Source organism: Yersinia massiliensis (assembly GCF_003048255.1).
Taxonomy (GTDB): Bacteria; Pseudomonadota; Gammaproteobacteria; order Enterobacterales; family Enterobacteriaceae; genus Yersinia; species Yersinia massiliensis_A.
The window spans coordinates 2,771,510-2,787,434 of the sequence record NZ_CP028487.1 but is presented as its reverse complement, the minus strand read 5'-3'; the positions used below and the strand labels follow the sequence as shown (position 1 = coordinate 2,787,434).

Sequence of the window (15,925 nt, the reverse complement as noted above, 5' to 3'; positions counted from 1 at the left end):
TTTATGGAGAGTACGATGAAGTATCAATTTCCACGTGATTTTTGGTGGGGCAGCGCTAGCTCCGCGCCGCAAACCGAAGGTGAGAGTCTGAACGGTGGCAAAAGTGCCACAATCTGGGACACTTGGTTTGATAAGCAGCCAGGGCGTTTTCATCAGCAAGTTGGGCCACAGCAGACATCAACTTTTTATCAGCATTGGCAACAAGATATCGCGTTACTGAAGCAGTTGAATCATAACAGCTTTCGCACCTCAATTTCGTGGGCGCGTTTGATACCAAATGGCCGGGGTGAAGTTAACCCAGAGGCAGTGGATTTCTATAATGGCGTGATTGACGAATTGCTGGCACAAGGGATAACCCCGTTTATCAATTTGTTCCATTTTGATATGCCGACAGTCATGCAAGAACAAGGGGGCTGGGAGAGTCGCTATGTGGTTGAGGCTTATGCCGAATACGCTGATACCTGCTTCCGCTTATTTGGGGATCGCGTACAGCACTGGTTTACGTTCAATGAGCCTATCGTGCCTGTTGAAGGTGGTTATCTGTACGATTTCCATTACCCCAATGTGGTGGATTTCAAACGGGCGGCAACGGTGGCTTACCACACTGTAATAGCCCATGCTCTTGCGGTAAAAAAATACCGCCAGCGCGAATTAGGCGGCGAGATCGGTATTATTTTAAACCTGACGCCATCTTATCCTCGTTCTGAGAATCCTGCTGACGTCAAAGCGGCTAATATCGCGGATTTAATGTTTAACCGGAGTTTCCTTGACCCTGCATTACGTGGTGAATATCCTGCAGAGCTTGTCTCTCTGCTGAAAGATTACGATCAATTACCGGATTGCCAGCCTGGTGATAGTGCATTAATTGTTGAAGGGAAGGTTGATTTACTTGGCATTAATTATTATCAGCCACGCAGAATAAAGTGCCGTGATAGTCGAGTGAATCCTGATGCGCCATTTATGCCTGAATGGCTATTTGATTATTACCAAATGCCGGGATGCAAAATGAACCCGCATCGCGGTTGGGAAATTTATGAGCCCGGTATTTATGACATCCTGACTAACCTTCGAGAGAATTACGATAATCCGCGCTGCTTTATTTCAGAAAATGGCATGGGCGTTGAAAATGAACAGCGATTTAGCCAGAACGGGCAGATTAATGATGATTACCGCATTGAGTTTGTCTCTGAACATTTAAAATGGGTACATAAAGCATTAGCCGAAGGCAGCCATTGCTTGGGTTACCATATGTGGACGTTTATTGATAACTGGTCATGGTGCAATGCCTATAAAAACCGTTATGGTTTCGTCCAGCTAGATTTGAAAACTCAGCAACGGATTGTGAAAAAGAGTGGTGAATGGTTTGCTGCAACGGCTAGCAATCAAGGTTTTGATGAGGTAGCGAAAAATGATTGATCTTGAAGAAGCTGTCATGGAGATCATCGTCAATGCAGGCCAGGCGAGGAGCCTGTGCTTTGAAGCCTTGCGTGCCGCCAGGGAGGGGGATTTCACGCAGGCGCATGCACTCTTAGCCGAATCTGATGGGTTTACTAAAGCGGCTCATCGCATGCAAACCAAACTGATTGAACAAGATGCGGGGGAAGCTAAAACCCCGATGACGCTAATTATGGTCCATGCTCAGGACCATTTAATGACATCGTTATTAGCCCGTGAATTAACCAATGAATTAGTCCTATTGTATCAGCGGGGATAATTAACCCCGCATAAAGAATGAATCATTAAAATTAAAATATTATTATTGTCGAGGTCAAATATGAATATTTAGCCATGGCGATTTATTTGCCAATTGATACTTCTGGGTATAAAAATAAATACATTATTAACTCTTTAATGACGGGTGGTCATGTGCTGCCCTGATTTTAAAGAAAAACTTTTACTTCACATTATCCTAAATAGAGATGGTCAATATGAATAAGTTTATTCTGGTTGGACTTGCCAGTCTTTTGTCATTGCCTGCGTTTGCTGAAGTTACCTGGGAAACACCACAAGGGAATCTTAAATTATATGGTGATGTTGAAATTAATATGGACGCCGCAAGTAAGAGCGGGCAGCTCACCTCATTACGTACGAGCGCTAATAAAGATTGGAAACCCAGTAATAGAGAGCAATGGGATATTAATGGCCGAATTTTAATTGGGCTGGATGGTTATCGCCGACTAAATAATGGCAACTTTGCCGGCTTTACCGTGCAGCCGTTGGCTGATGTTGGCGGTAGTATGAATCTTGATGATGCGGCTTTCTTCTTTGGGCATGAAAAAGATTGGAAAGTTAAAGTCGGCCGCTTTGAGGCTTACGACATGTTCCCTCTCAATCAAGATACCTTTGTTCAACATTCAGGTAATACCGCGAATGACTTATATAGCGATGGCTATGGCTATATCTATATGATGAAAGAAGGCCGTGGGCGCAGTAATAATGGTGGTAACTTCTTGGTTAGCAAATACCTAGGGAACTGGTATTTTGAAGTGAACACCATCTTGAAAGATGGCACAACGTTATTTGCCAATAATACGTACCACGGTAATGCGCTGGAAAACGAAAAAAATGTGGCCTATGTTCGCCCCGTTATTTCGTGGAAACAAGACAGCTTCTCAGCCGCTATCGCGATGGAAAGTAACGTCATCAGCAATGCCTATGGTTATCGGGATGATCAAGGAATATGGCAGGATCAGTCTAAACGTAATGGCTATGGTGCCACTTTTACCTTCAACAATCAGGATAAAGATCCCGAAAATGGCATTGTCGCAAACCTGAGTTCAGCTTATATGGATGCGACTAATGAGAAGAACTTTAGTGCTGGCGCTAACATCTTATGGCGAAATTTTGAAATTGGCTATATTTACGCCCACAATGATATTGAATACTTCAACAGCGCGAATGCGGGTGTGGTCACCTCTGGAATATTAACCTCACCTGATAAATATGATATTCACACAATACACACCTCTTATAAAATCCCTAATATCATGGATATGAATAACTTTAATTTATACTTGGGTGCTTATTGGTCTAAATTGGAAGTCGCTGATAATAATAAAGTGGCTAATGGCGATAATGATGACCGTTATGGTGTTCGTGCTCGATTCAAGTATTTCTTCTAATTTAATATCAACGATTGGATAAATAATATTATCAATTAACTATTATTACTCAGAATAAACTTTACTGAAACAAACGCCTGTCTGCGGATTTAGGTCACCTTCACCTGTGGTATTTCCGCAGCAGGCGAGTATTTGTGGTTACCCACATGTCACGTCAAAATACAGCCATGCCAACAAGCACAATATAATCCGCTGAATTAAACCCCACCATAAGTAGGGAAAACCGGCTTTCCTGCTAAGAATTGCGGTACGCCCCGCATTTCTAAACAAAAATTCAAGAGACTAAATATTTTTTGATACTGATCAAGACACATTTCCCTTATTTAGTGTTAATGTTAATAAATCTCATTATCAACTTCATGTGCGTCACTTAAAATGCGAATTTGGCAAAAAATTATTCTGCTTTGCTGCTGCTGGTGGCTGTCAGGCTCATTAGCGTGGGCTGCTGTGGATTATCAGCAACTTGTTAATGATATCCAATCCCGCCTAGATAAAACGTCTCAACTCTATCAACAACACAATAATGATGAAGCCCGCACTACCGTGCAGATGGCGTATTTTGAAGTGTTTGAGAATCTGGAAGGGCCGATTCGTATCAATATCTCTGCCCAAAAGAGCTATCAGATGGAGGCTGCATTTGGCGAAATTCGTCGCATGATAGGTGAGGGTAAGCCGCAAGCCGAAGTCGATAGTAAGATCAACTGGTTGAAGAGTGAGCTGGCGGGGGTGTTACCCGTATTAGCCGATGGTCATAAGCTGACTGCAGAACAGCAACATGCCACTTATGAAAACAGTGATATCGCTGTGTACTGGCAGCAAAGTTTCAAAATCATTGATGATTTACTGGCGCAGGCTATCACTGAATATCAGGCGGGTCATTTTGCCGCCGCGAGTCAAAGTGTGCAACAGGCGCACTATCAAGGTTTTAAAAACTCTGAAATGGAAATGTCGGTGCGGGGAAATCGTTCTGCGCAAGACGCCGCTGCGATTAACCAACAATTCACCGCGTTGATCGATTTAACCAGCAAGCCTGATCAAATTACCGAAGTGGCTTACCGCGTGACTGGCTTGCTACAAACCATCGAAGATATCCTGCCAGGGCTACCCACTACCCGCGAACAGCAACAAGTGACGGCTGACCAACCCAATGCGGGGCAATCTTCTGCGGACGGAGCTAACTCAGCAGAGCAAACCAACGCGGATTGGGCCGCAGTCTCAGAAAAGATAAATCAGGAAATTACTACAGCTATCGGCCAATACCAAAAAGGACAAACCTCACCGGCGATGTTGGCCGTGCAGGATGCCTATTTTGATTTGTTCGAAGCCAGTGGCATGGAAAACAAAGTCGGTTCACGTGATGCGGCGTTTAAGTCAACTCTCGAAGGCCACTTCACTCGCTTAGTCAGCTACATGAAAGCAGGTCAGCCAGTTGAGAAGTTACACGCTGAAGCTGCGGCCTTGCAAAAGGATCTGTCTAGCGCAGTAGAGATGTTAGGCGGAGGGGATGAAACAGACTGGAGCCTGTTTATTTACAGCCTGCTGATCATTGTTCGTGAGGGTCTGGAAGCCTTATTGATCGTGGCGGCCATCGTTGCCTATCTGGTGAAAAACAACCATCAAGACAAGCTACCGTTGATTCGCCAATCCGTTGTGGTAGCCCTGATTGCCAGTGTACTCACTGCCTTCGTCTTCCAGTGGCTATTTGCTAACTCAGGACAAAGCCGTGAATTGCTGGAAGGCTTCACCATGATGATAGCCGTGGTGATGTTGTTCTCCATGAGTTATTGGCTGCTTTCAAAAACGGAAGCGCGCCAATGGAAAGCTTATCTCGAAGGTAAGTTCTCCAAATCACTGAGTAGCGGTTCAATGATAGGGCTATGGCTCACCAGCTTCTTGGCGGTATACCGCGAAGGGGCAGAAACCGTCCTGTTCTATCTGGCCTTAATGGGGGATGCAAGTACCACGAGCGGTCACCTGTCGATTTTGGCCGGTTTCGGCGTTGGTTGCATCTTCTTGCTCATTGCTTATCTGGTCATGCGTTTTACCGTGGTCAAATTGCCACTCAAGCCGTTCTTTATGTTTACCGGCGGCTTTATGTATCTCATGGCGTTTGTCTTTGCCGGTAAGAGCGTACTCGAGTTGATCGAAGGCAAGTTGTTTGAACCGACCTTGCTGCCGGGTGTACCTGAAATTAGTTGGTTGGGAATCTATCCGTATTTGGAAACATTGATTCCTCAAGGGATATTACTGATCGCTGCACTGGTTGCCCTTTGGGTAATGCAACTCCGCGGTCGTGCAATCCCAGCATAATGGTCCGGCATGATGCCGGTGTGAATTACGACAATGTACTAATCATTTGATACCAGAGGGTGTGCTACATGACCATGAAGAAAACGATTATTGCCAGCAGTATCATCGCCAGCATTTTTGCTGCGCCTGCCGCATTTGCCTTTAAAGAGTATCCAGCTGGCGAACCTATCAAAATTAATGATATGGAAATTGCAGCGGTTTACTTGCAGCCTATTGATATGGAACCTCGCGGCATGGGCTTGCCCGCAGCGAAAGCTGATATCCATTTAGAAGCGGATATCCATGCAACTGAAGGCAATAAAAACGGTTTCGGCGCAGGTGAGTGGATGCCGTACCTGACTATCGCTTACACCTTGGTCAATACCGATACCGGTGCTAAACAAGAAGGCACCTTTATGCCAATGGTTGCCAGCGATGGTCCACATTACGGTGCTAACATCAAAATGATGGGCGTGGGTAACTATAAAGTGACTTACCACATCAGTGAGCCATCTAAAGCAGGTTTACATCGCCATACTGATAGCGAAACAGGTGTGGGCCGCTGGTGGAAACCCTTTGATGTGAGTTATGACTTTAAATATACCGGTTTGAATTGATATGAATGGCCGCGATGACTGATTGAGTGATTGCGGCTTTTTCTATCGATATTAAATAGTCAGACAATTGTTGTTTTCAGTGCGATAAAAGCGCTGATCAGTGATAACTGGCAGGTGTTTTGATGTCCTTGCCCAAGGTGTGTGCTCATGAGTTATTTTTTTGTTTCCGTACTGCAAGCCTTTTTACCGGTAGCCTTACTACTGGGGTTGAGTTGGTCGATTCGGCCCGCCCCTGCGTTAAATCGGGTGGTGTGGATAACAATACTCATGGCAATAGTGGGAATATGGGCAGGGACTCATTACCCTAAATCGCAGCAATTGCAGTTAACGTTGGCGGGAGTTCAACTTCTCGCACTGTTGTTATTCTTATTCAGTCAACTCACCCCCCGCCGTTCATTAGGTTATTGCTGGCAAGTTCTGCTGGTATTCGGCGCGGCATTCAATTGGGGGAATAACCCAAACTTGGGTGCATTCACCAATACGCATGTTATTAATACCGACTTGTTACTGAATCTCGCGGCAATCATTGTCGCTTTTGCATGGGTCGTTTTCTGCGCGGTATTGCTGCTGATGATGATTCGGCAATTACCGCGCTGTCGCTGGCTGCTACTGATACTGCTAACGCTGCTTTTAATTTTGCCACTGAGTGGCGATGCTCTCCTGTTATTGATGAAATTACAGGTCATACCGTTAACCAAATCACTGCTCAGTTACGTGGCCTTGGTGACTAACGGCCATGCTTGGCTCAGCTATATTTGTGCGTTGCTATTGGCGTTGACAACGCTGTGCTATTTGATACCGCTGCGTCATGCCCACCAGATAGTCAGGGCCAATGCTGAACCTATTGCCCACCGTAAAGCGTTGGCCGGTTATCGCAATGTTCGAAGGATTTTTGTCTTTGCGCTGCTGGCATGGGTTGTCGTGGCAGGTGCTCAGCTTTATTGGGACAAAGTGGCGTCCCAGCCCCCACAGCTGTCTGAGGCATTGCCCGTCACGATAGCCGCTGATGGTTTGGTTCATATTCCGGTCGAACAAGTACGGGACGGTAAATTGCACCGTTTTGTTTGGATTGCCGATGATGGCAAAGCAGTACGTTTCTTCATCATTAACCGTTATCCCGATCGTTTGCGTTTGAGTGTGGTTTTTGACGCTTGTCTACTTTGTGGCGACCAAGGTTATGTGATGGAAGGCAACCAGGTGATTTGTGTTGCCTGTGCAGTCCATATTTTCATCCCGTCCATTGGTAAAGCTGGGGGGTGCAACCCCATACCGCTAGAAGATTGGAAAAGTGATGAAAAAGAACTGGTTATCCCTAAAGCCTCTTTAGAGGCGGGCGTTAATTACTTCACCACAGTGGTGACATTAGATGTTATCGATCCCGTTGATAAAACACATCTGACTAACCAAAAGGCCGAGTTTAAATATAGCTATGGCGATAAGACTTACTTCTTCTCCAATGAGGCGAATTACAACCGTTTCCGTGAACATCCGGAGCAATTTGTGACGCCAGTTGTTGGCAGTGAAGACAGTGAAGAAAGTGACACGCAGGAGAACCCATAATTATGTTGTGGCGCATGCTCAAGCAGTCTTGGCTCAGGAATGTTCGGCGTAAATCACTGGCCGTATTTACGGTATTCCTTGCCGCTGGGTTGATCTCTTCATTGCTAGCGGTATCGATAGATATTGGCGATAAAATGTCCCGTGAGCTGAAATCTTATGGTGCCAATATTCTGATAGAACCTGCGGGTCAAGTGGCGTTGCCATCACTCTTTGGCGAGAAGAGTAATCCGCTGAGTGGGCAGGACTTTTTGGATCAAGCAGAGTTACCCAATATTAAAGACATTTTTTGGCGTAACAATATTGTTGGTTTTGCCCCGTTGCTCAGTGGCGAAACTGAAGTCAATGGGCAAGCCATCCCGCTGTTAGGCACCTATTTTAATCAGCCGGTTGATGTGCCCGATGAAGAGGATTACCACACGGGCCAGCAGATTATCAGCCCGTATTGGCAGGTTAATGGTGATTGGCCGCAAGAACCCATCAAACCCGATGATCAAGAAGTTCAGGCGCTGCTGGGTAAACAACTAGCACAACAAACTGGTTGGAAGATAGGCGATGAACTGCACCTCAACGGTGTTGCTGGACCGTTGACGGTGAAAATTAGTGGCGTGTTGAGTAGTGGCGGTGAAGAAGAGAGTCGCTTAGTGCTACCTCTCGCTGCAGTGCAATCGCTACTAGGGCTACCTGGGAAGATTCAAGCGGTACGGGTTTCAGCCTTAACCGTGCCGGAAAATGAATTATCCCGCAGAGCGCGTGAGAATCTCGAAGCCCTCAATGCTGAAGAGTATGACCTGTGGTACTGCACAGCTTATGTTTCCTCCATTGCCCACCAACTCGAAGAAGCTATTTCTGGTTCAGTGGTGCGGCCTATTTGGCAAGTTGCCGCCTCTGAAGGTGTGGTGATAGAAAAAATACAATTGCTGCTAGCCGTCGTCACATTAGCGGCATTGATTGCCGCCGCAATGGGGATAGCCTCATTGATGACCAGTACGATTATGGAGCGGGCCAAAGAGATTGGGTTGATGAAAGCGCTAGGGGCGCGCCAATGGCAGATTTTAATGTTGTTCTATCTTGAGGCTGCCATGAGTGGCTTGATTGGCGGCCTAGCCGGATGTTTGGCGGGATGGGGGCTAGCAAAAACCATCGGGCTGATGCTCTTTGGCGCACCACTGAGCTTCGCTTGGATGGTCGTACCTTGTGTGCTGGTGATATCAATCCTGATTGCAGTTATCGGCACTTGGTTCCCTGCGCGGCGTATTGCCAGCTTATATCCGGTGGAGGTGCTCTATGGCCGATAATCACCAGACAGCGCCTCATCAAGGTCGTCATAGCATGTTTTGGCGACTTGTCTTACGGGCATTACGGTTACGGATGCAGCGAGTGAGTGTGGTCTTTGCGGCACTCACGGTTGGGGCCGCGATTGTCACCGCCATGTCAGCAGTCTATTTCGATATTAATGCCAAGATGAGCCAAGAGTTACGCACTTTTGGAGCGAACTTTTATATTGGTCCTGGGCATGGCAGTTCGTTTGAACAAGACAGATTCCAACCCATCATTGATGCCGCTCCAAAAGGGCTGATCAACGCCTCCAGTCCCTATATTTATGGAATGGCTCGTACCGAGTTAGAGAAAATCGTGCTCATGGGCGTGTGGTTTGAATCCCTCCAGCAACTGGTGCCGTATTGGCAAGTCACGGGAAATTGGATTGGCGTCAGCTTTGATGATCGTAATGCGATGATCGGTGTCAAACTGGCCGAACGTCTACATGTCAAAGTCGGGGATAGCATCACCTTGGTGAGAGAGGGTGAACGCCAACGGCTGCAAATCAAAGGCATTGTTGAGGCGGGCGATGCGACCGACAATATGCTTATTGTGAATCTGGAACTGGCACAGAAATGGCTTAATCAACCGGGGCACATCAGTAACGCGTTGCTTAGCGTCAGCAATGATGTCGGTCAAGTTGAAACCTTTGCTACCCATCTACGTGAACAATATCCCGATCTGGAAATCCGGCCGATTCGAAAAGTGTCCGCCTCTGAAGGGCAAGTGCTCGATAAGATAAAAGGGCTGATGGGGCTGGTTTCCGTCGTGATCCTGATTTTGTCATCGTTATGCGTTAACACCACGCTGATGGCGATAGTGGGTGAGCGCTCGAAAGAGTTTGCCTTACAAAAAGCACTGGGTGCCAGTGGGGCAGACATCATTCGCCAGATGCTGACTGAAACACTGATTATCTCGTTGGCTGCTGCGGTTTGTGGCGCTTTACTCGGGTATGTATTGGCGCAGGTATTGGGGCAGACGGTATTCAGTGCGGCAATCGCTTTGCGTGCGCCAGTATTACCATTGACGCTAGTACTGTCATTGTTGGTTGCCGCTGTGGCGGCCATTGTTCCCACCCGTCGGGCGATTCATATTGAACCCGCGAAAGTTCTGAAAGGAGAGTAGCAAATGACATCGTCACTAACACAGGTGAAACCTGAACAGGTTAAGGATGCCGTCATTGAAACTCGGCACTTATATAAGCGTTTCGGGCAGGTCACGGCGCTGGAAGACATTAATATCCGCATTAATCGTGGCGAATTTGTGGCGATTATGGGCGCGTCAGGTTCAGGTAAAACGACGCTGATGAATATTTTGACGTGTCTGGATACCGTCAGCGAAGGGCAAGTGTTGCTCGATGGTATTGATGCTGCAGGCTTAGATGAAGAAGGGCGCAGGAAATTTCGGGCAGACAAGATAGGGTTAGTTTTCCAACAGTTTCACCTTATCCCCTATCTGACAGCATTAGAAAACATCATGCTCGCGCAGCATTACCACAGTGTGGTGGATGAAGAGGCCGCTCGGCAGGTATTAGAACAGGTGGGGATGACACCGCGTATGGATCACTTACCTAGCCAGCTTTCAGGCGGTGAGCAACAGCGGGTCTGTATTGCACGCGCACTGGTCAATCAGCCACCCATTATTTTTGCCGATGAACCGACCGGTAACCTCGATGAAGAGAATGAACAGCGGGTATTGGACCTGTTAAACCATATACATCGCCAAGGAAGAACCATTGTGATGGTTACCCACAATCCAGACTTAGGGTGTGTTGCTGATCGGATCATCCGGCTCCAGCACGGTAAATATCTTAACGAAGAGAGTCGTCATCATGTGGCGTAATGGGTTAAAAACAATCGGTCTATGCAGCGTATTATTGCTACTCAGCGCCTGCAAACAAGAAGAAGTGGCGGTGGGTGAAGTCGCACCTCAGTTAGCTGCCTATGATTTGCAAGGCCAGCCCGTCGCCCTTGATTACTGGAAAGGTAAGCAGGTTTATCTTAACTTTTGGTCAGCAAGTTGTGGTGGTTGTCTGGCTGAAATGGCTGCACTCAATAAGCTGAGTGATGAATATCAAAATGATATTGTCGTGGTGGCTATCAACACGGATTCGGAAAAAGTCGATATCAGCCCGATACTGGAGCAACGCAAACTCAGCTATCCTGTGATCCGCGACCAGCTCGGCATTACTCAGGAGCGTTATCAGGTTATCGGAACGCCCACCTCTTTTCTGATTGACCGTCAGGGCAAGGTCACTGAAGTGCATCAGGGTGCACGTAATGAAAAGGATTTGGCCAAATTATTCCAACAATGGGCGGCAGGCGCATAATGAAAGTATTGCTGTTAGCGGTAAGTGTTGTTGTATTCAGTTTTACCGCGCAGGCCGCCACTGATGGCGAACATATCTACAAGCAAACCTGCTCAAGCTGTCATGGCCGTCTTGCTGATCGCAAGGGGTTAGATAAAGCGCCACCACTGGTGTCGTTATCCCGCGATGAAATTGTTGATGGCCTCACCGCGCGGCGAGATGGCAAGATTGTCGGAAGAGGCAACAAAGCCAAAGCGCATCTGTCAGATGAAGATATCCAGAAGTTAGCGGATCATATTGAAAGTCTAAAAACAGCTAAGTCCAAAACGCCTTAATTCAGGTTTTTTTAATCAAAATGGTGCCGCCATATCAGTTGATCTTATACATCAGATAAGCATGGCACCATCACTGAATATGTGTGTTTGGGTCACTTCATTTGGTGGGTTGAATGCTGTATTATATGTTGCATATTAAATGCAACTTTAAGTTATCTGAGGACTACCAGCATGGGAAATACATCAGCGCTGCTTTGCTACAAACAATTACCTGTCTGGAACAGTGCTGGCGTGCCAGCGATGTTTCGGGAGAAACACAACACTAAAGCAGGTACATGGGCCAAACTCACCATTCTTAGTGGCGAGATGGATTTTCTCATTCTAGACGAAGCGGGTAATACACTGGAAAGACATTCTTTTTCCAAGGAACACCAGCCGCCGTTTATTGAACCGCAAGCTTGGCACCGTATTGCCGCTTGTTCTGATGATCTGCAATGCCAACTGAGCTTTTACTGCACAGCAGAGGATTACTACGCTAAAAAGTACAATTTAACTCCAACACATTCTGAAGTGATTGAAGCGGTTAAAACTGTCCAGCCGGGTAAAGCATTAGATTTAGGCTGTGGCTCGGGGCGTAACGCGTTGTACCTGAATTTGTTGGGGTTTGATGTTACAGCGGTAGATAAAAATCAAGACAGTATCAGCAATTTGCAGCAGATCATTGTGCAGGAAGATCTGCACAATATCACGGCTGATACGTACGACATTAATGAAGCTAGCTTGGATAATCGTTATGACTTTATTTTGTCGACGGTGGTGCTAATGTTCCTTCAACCAGAAAGAATTCCCAATATTATTAACAACATGCAAGAATGCACTTTGCCCGGCGGCTATAACTTGATTATCTCCGCCATGTCGACTGATGATTTCCCTTGTACAGTGCCATTTTCTTTCACATTAAAGTCAGGTGAACTTAGCCAGTATTATCAAGATTGGGACATCATTAAGTACAACGAAGATGTCGGTCAGTTACATAAGACTGATGCGCAAGGTAACCGCATAAAACTGCGTTTTGCGACATTGTTGGCAAAAAAACGCTAATGACCGCATAGCGCGAAATGGAGTGCTTAGACCAAAGCTTACCGCCGTAGATAAGCGAAAACTAAAAGCTGAATGCCCCTTCATTTAGCGGGCGGTAAGTGAGGTTCATCTCGCAAGCAATTAACGAGGTAGTCAATAAAGGCCCGTAGTTTAGGGGCCAAGTAGCGTGTTGGTGGGTATAGCATCCATAATCCGCCGCTGTATGAGCTGATAAAGCGCCACGCGGGTAACACCGGCACCATCTGGCCCTCTTGTAACGCATCTCTCGCGGTAAAGTAAGGCAGGCTGCCAATGCCAATATGTTGCAAAACGGCATCCAGCCTGACACCGGTGTGATTGGCGGCATAGCGGCCTTTTACGGCAACCGTAATAGCCTTGCTGCCCTGACGGAATTTCCATCGTGCATCCGCCGGTGTTTCTCCCAAATAAATGCAACTGTGATGTGCTAAATCATGGGGATGCAGTGGTGTGCCGTGAGTGGCGAGATACTCGGGTGTGGCACATAACAAATGCTCAATATCCATTAATTGCCGTCCGACCATACCTGGAGGCGGTTGATTGGTGATCCGGATGGCCAAATCCACATTCTCATCGATCAGGTCGACATAGCGATCATCCAGTATCAGTTGCACATCAATTTTGCTGTAGCGGCGTAAAAATTCTGGTATATGGGGATGAACCACAAACCGACCAACTGCTTTCGGCACACTGATGCGAATAAGCCCCTCAGGTTCTTGATTGTATTGGCCGCTAACCTCCATCACGGCATTCGCGGCACTGAGCATCGCATGACAACGCTTATAGACTTCTTCGCCACTTTCGCTTAAACGCAATTTACGGGTTGTACGCTGCAATAAGCGGGTTGCGAGTGCTTTCTCCAATCGGCTGACACTGCGGCTAATCGCTGATGGTGAGACCCCTAATTGGCGAGCGACCACGGAAAAGCTACTCGCTTCAACCACTTTAACAAAAATCGCCATTTCACTGAGCAGTGCCAGCGGAAGATTTGTGCTCATAGTGCAAAAGTCCTTTGAGTCTGTGACGGATTATCACGTCAGGTTGACACTAATATAATCATATTGGAAATGATAAAAGGATAATGATTATGACGATGCGACTATTTTTTGAGAGCGATGCATTAGCGACTGAGGTGACTGTCTTGAGCTGTCACCCTGAAGGCGAGCAGTTTGCCACGATATTGCAGGCAACAATTTTCCATCCGCAAGGGGGAGGCCAGCCATCTGATACTGGTTGGATAGGTGACAGTCAGGTATTGCGGGTCGTGCTACAGGGGCAATTGACGCACTATCTGGATAAGCCTGTCGCATTGGGAACACACCAAGCCCGCATTGACAGTGAACGTCGCGCACTCAACACGCGTATGCATTCTGCTGGGCATATCATTGGCAATATTGGTGAGTGTCTTGGTTGGTTACCTATAAAAGCGCACCATTGGCCGGGAGAGGGCAGAGTCTCATTTAAACGAGGAGAAAACCCTCAGCCAATCGATATTGTATTTATTCAGGCGTCTTTGGCGCAATTAATCAGTAAGAATCTACCGAGACAGACTCAGGTACAGGGCGATTTCAGGGAAGTGGGATTTGGTGATCTGCCTGCCTATGCCTGTGGTGGGACCCATGTAAAGACTTTGCACGAATTGGGGGATGTGGTTATTCAATCGATCTCGGAGAAGAAAGGGGTAATGTCGATCAACTATATGTTGAGTTAGTGGGCCGCTGATATTCATTACGCACAGAACTTCCTGACACGCGGATCTAATACTTAGCGTACTCGTAAAATGGTTCACCAATCTGCAACTTCAATGACTTTGGGTATATGATTCACCCTACAGAAAAGAAAGTTTTGAAGGATATTTTGGTGAACGACGAAAAGATTAAGCATTTAAATGCGGTCAGCCATCGCGCCCGTAAAGTGATGGAAAGAGAAGGGCTGGATGCACTGGTCGTCACTGTGTGTGATAACTTTTATTATTTAACTGGGTTTGCCAGTTTCTTTATGTATACCTTCCGACACACCGGGGCGGCAGTTGCCATCTTGTTTCGCGATCCTGCTATCCCATCACAAATCATCATGAATGAGTTTGAGGCTGCCAGCACACACTTCGATATGCCTAATATGGTGCTAAAAACCTTTCCCGTGTGGGTTGATGTGGATGATCCGCGTAATCCACTCAATCACCAAAAGAAGCGTGAACGTCCAATTGGACCACCCATTGAAGCCGTTTTTGGCCTAGTGAAAACAGCACTTCAAGAAGCGGGAGTAATGGATAAGAGGCTCGCGATTGAATTACATGCGATGTCCAATGGTGGCAAAAGCGTGCTGGATAAAGTTGCTCCGGGACTAAAATGGATCGATTCCACTGCGCTGTTTAATGAAATAAGAATGATAAAAAGTCCGTGGGAGATTGAGCACCTACGAAAAAGCGCTGAAATTACTGAGTATGGCATTGCCTGTGCAGCTAAGAAAATTCGGGTTGGATGCACAGCGGCTGAATTAACCGCTGCATTTAAAGCTGCGGTGATGACATTCCCAGAAACCAATTTCTCTCGTTTTAATCTTATTTCTGTCGGTGATAATTTTTCACCAAAAATGATGGCAGATAGCACACCAGCAAAACTGGGCGATTTAATTAAATTCGACTGTGGTGTTGATGTGGCAGGTTATGGCGCAGATCTTGCCAGAACCTTTGTCTTAGGTGAGCCAGATGAACTGACACAACAAATATATGACACCATCAGAATGGGTCATGAGCATATGTTATCGATGGTTGCGCCTGGCGTGAAATTAAAAGATGTTTTTGATTCCACGATGGCTGTCATTAAAAAGTCAGGTTTACCCCATTATAACCGTGGTCACCTTGGGCATGGTGATGGCGTATTTTTAGGGTTAGAGGAAGCCCCTTTTATTAGCTCGCTAGCCACTGAAACGTTTAGTCCAGGGATGGTATTAAGCCTGGAAACACCTTATTACGGCATCGGCGTCGGTTCAATAATGCTGGAAGATATGATTCTCATTACCAATAACGGGTTTGAATTTTTAAGCAAATTGGAACGTGACCTAATTCGTTGCCATTAATTTGTGCGCAACATCTCATTTTATATGAATAAAATTCAACTTTGAAAATTAGCATCTTTGTTGTTTTATCACATTAATTTGAGTACTCGGCCACTTAATTATCAGTACAAAAAAGTCATTAGATTATTCATATAAAATAAAGTGTTACCACATAAATTGTGGTAACACTTCTGCTATTTATATGTTCACAGTTATTTATAATATTGAAATGGTTTTATTAATAATGATAACGGAGGTGAT

General features: G+C 46.2%; 15 protein-coding genes. 14 read left to right on the top strand and 1 reads right to left on the bottom strand.

The window, feature by feature from the left end:
* Positions 1–15 precede the first annotated feature (15 nt).
* From DA391_RS12940 to tehB, 12 genes are all read left to right on the top strand, one after another.
* Positions 16–1,416 (top strand): glycoside hydrolase family 1 protein, encoded by a 1,401-nt coding sequence (locus DA391_RS12940; RefSeq protein ID WP_050873405.1) that lies wholly within the window; start codon positions 16–18, stop codon positions 1,414–1,416.
* On the top strand, positions 1,409–1,714 hold the full coding sequence (locus DA391_RS12935; RefSeq protein WP_019209713.1) for a PTS lactose/cellobiose transporter subunit IIA: 306 nt from the start codon (positions 1,409–1,411) through the stop codon (positions 1,712–1,714). Before DA391_RS12940 ends, DA391_RS12935 begins: the two co-directional genes overlap by 8 nt.
* A gap of 205 nt (positions 1,715–1,919) precedes the next feature.
* On the top strand, positions 1,920–3,122 hold the full coding sequence (locus DA391_RS12930) for a carbohydrate porin (protein ID WP_050081554.1): 1,203 nt from the start codon (positions 1,920–1,922) through the stop codon (positions 3,120–3,122).
* A 375-nt stretch (positions 3,123–3,497) separates the two neighbouring features.
* Complete coding sequence (locus DA391_RS12925; protein WP_108087789.1) at positions 3,498–5,432, top strand: FTR1 family iron permease; 1,935 nt, start codon at positions 3,498–3,500, stop codon at positions 5,430–5,432.
* 68 nt (positions 5,433–5,500) lie between these two features.
* Complete coding sequence (locus tag DA391_RS12920) at positions 5,501–6,028, top strand: iron transporter (protein WP_004390794.1); 528 nt, start codon at positions 5,501–5,503, stop codon at positions 6,026–6,028.
* A 147-nt stretch (positions 6,029–6,175) separates the two neighbouring features.
* Positions 6,176–7,588, top strand: coding sequence for a Fe-S-containing protein (locus DA391_RS12915; protein WP_050285985.1), 1,413 nt, complete (start codon positions 6,176–6,178; stop codon positions 7,586–7,588).
* A gap of 2 nt (positions 7,589–7,590) precedes the next feature.
* On the top strand, positions 7,591–8,883 hold the full coding sequence (locus tag DA391_RS12910) for an ABC transporter permease (RefSeq protein WP_050081548.1): 1,293 nt from the start codon (positions 7,591–7,593) through the stop codon (positions 8,881–8,883).
* Between the two features lie 34 nt (positions 8,884–8,917).
* Complete coding sequence (locus tag DA391_RS12905; protein ID WP_167398228.1) at positions 8,918–10,030, top strand: ABC transporter permease; 1,113 nt, start codon at positions 8,918–8,920, stop codon at positions 10,028–10,030.
* A 3-nt stretch (positions 10,031–10,033) separates the two neighbouring features.
* Entirely contained in the window at positions 10,034–10,747 is a 714-nt protein-coding gene (locus tag DA391_RS12900; protein WP_050873410.1) for an ABC transporter ATP-binding protein, read from the top strand.
* Positions 10,737–11,234 carry a TlpA family protein disulfide reductase gene (locus DA391_RS12895; protein ID WP_108087787.1) on the top strand — a complete coding sequence of 166 codons (498 nt, stop codon included), beginning with the start codon at positions 10,737–10,739 and terminating at the stop codon, positions 11,232–11,234. Before DA391_RS12900 ends, DA391_RS12895 begins: the two co-directional genes overlap by 11 nt.
* On the top strand, positions 11,234–11,548 hold the full coding sequence (locus tag DA391_RS12890) for a c-type cytochrome (RefSeq protein ID WP_050081541.1): 315 nt from the start codon (positions 11,234–11,236) through the stop codon (positions 11,546–11,548). The genes DA391_RS12895 and DA391_RS12890 overlap by 1 nt, the downstream gene beginning before the upstream one ends.
* Positions 11,549–11,719: 171 nt before the next feature.
* A complete protein-coding gene (gene tehB / locus DA391_RS12885) occupies positions 11,720–12,589 on the top strand; it encodes an SAM-dependent methyltransferase TehB (RefSeq protein ID WP_108087786.1) in 870 nt (289 codons plus the stop codon).
* Between the two features lie 80 nt (positions 12,590–12,669).
* On the opposite strand, the gene DA391_RS12880 is transcribed toward tehB, so the two are convergent.
* Positions 12,670–13,605: a LysR family transcriptional regulator gene (locus DA391_RS12880; RefSeq protein WP_108087785.1), complete on the bottom strand. Its 936-nt coding sequence runs from the start codon at positions 13,603–13,605 to the stop codon at positions 12,670–12,672.
* An 89-nt stretch (positions 13,606–13,694) separates the two neighbouring features.
* On the opposite strand from DA391_RS12880, the gene DA391_RS12875 reads away from it, so the two are divergent.
* Complete coding sequence (locus DA391_RS12875; RefSeq protein WP_108087784.1) at positions 13,695–14,318, top strand: hypothetical protein; 624 nt, start codon at positions 13,695–13,697, stop codon at positions 14,316–14,318.
* A 149-nt stretch (positions 14,319–14,467) separates the two neighbouring features.
* A complete protein-coding gene (locus DA391_RS12870) occupies positions 14,468–15,685 on the top strand; it encodes a M24 family metallopeptidase (protein WP_050286109.1) in 1,218 nt (405 codons plus the stop codon).
* The last annotated feature ends 240 nt before the right edge of the window (positions 15,686–15,925 follow it).

Coding starts and splice junctions, on each gene's coding strand:
- DA391_RS12940 (WP_050873405.1), top strand. CDS start 16: ATGAAGTATCAATTTCCACGTGATTTTTGGTGGGGCAGCGCTAGCTCC.
- DA391_RS12935 (WP_019209713.1), top strand. CDS start 1,409: ATGATTGATCTTGAAGAAGCTGTCATGGAGATCATCGTCAATGCAGGC.
- DA391_RS12930 (WP_050081554.1), top strand. CDS start 1,920: ATGGTCAATATGAATAAGTTTATTCTGGTTGGACTTGCCAGTCTTTTG.
- DA391_RS12925 (WP_108087789.1), top strand. CDS start 3,498: ATGCGAATTTGGCAAAAAATTATTCTGCTTTGCTGCTGCTGGTGGCTG.
- DA391_RS12920 (WP_004390794.1), top strand. CDS start 5,501: ATGACCATGAAGAAAACGATTATTGCCAGCAGTATCATCGCCAGCATT.
- DA391_RS12915 (WP_050285985.1), top strand. CDS start 6,176: ATGAGTTATTTTTTTGTTTCCGTACTGCAAGCCTTTTTACCGGTAGCC.
- DA391_RS12910 (WP_050081548.1), top strand. CDS start 7,591: ATGTTGTGGCGCATGCTCAAGCAGTCTTGGCTCAGGAATGTTCGGCGT.
- DA391_RS12905 (WP_167398228.1), top strand. CDS start 8,918: ATGTTTTGGCGACTTGTCTTACGGGCATTACGGTTACGGATGCAGCGA.
- DA391_RS12900 (WP_050873410.1), top strand. CDS start 10,034: ATGACATCGTCACTAACACAGGTGAAACCTGAACAGGTTAAGGATGCC.
- DA391_RS12895 (WP_108087787.1), top strand. CDS start 10,737: ATGTGGCGTAATGGGTTAAAAACAATCGGTCTATGCAGCGTATTATTG.
- DA391_RS12890 (WP_050081541.1), top strand. CDS start 11,234: ATGAAAGTATTGCTGTTAGCGGTAAGTGTTGTTGTATTCAGTTTTACC.
- tehB (WP_108087786.1), top strand. CDS start 11,720: ATGGGAAATACATCAGCGCTGCTTTGCTACAAACAATTACCTGTCTGG.
- DA391_RS12880 (WP_108087785.1), bottom strand. CDS start 13,605: ATGAGCACAAATCTTCCGCTGGCACTGCTCAGTGAAATGGCGATTTTT.
- DA391_RS12875 (WP_108087784.1), top strand. CDS start 13,695: ATGACGATGCGACTATTTTTTGAGAGCGATGCATTAGCGACTGAGGTG.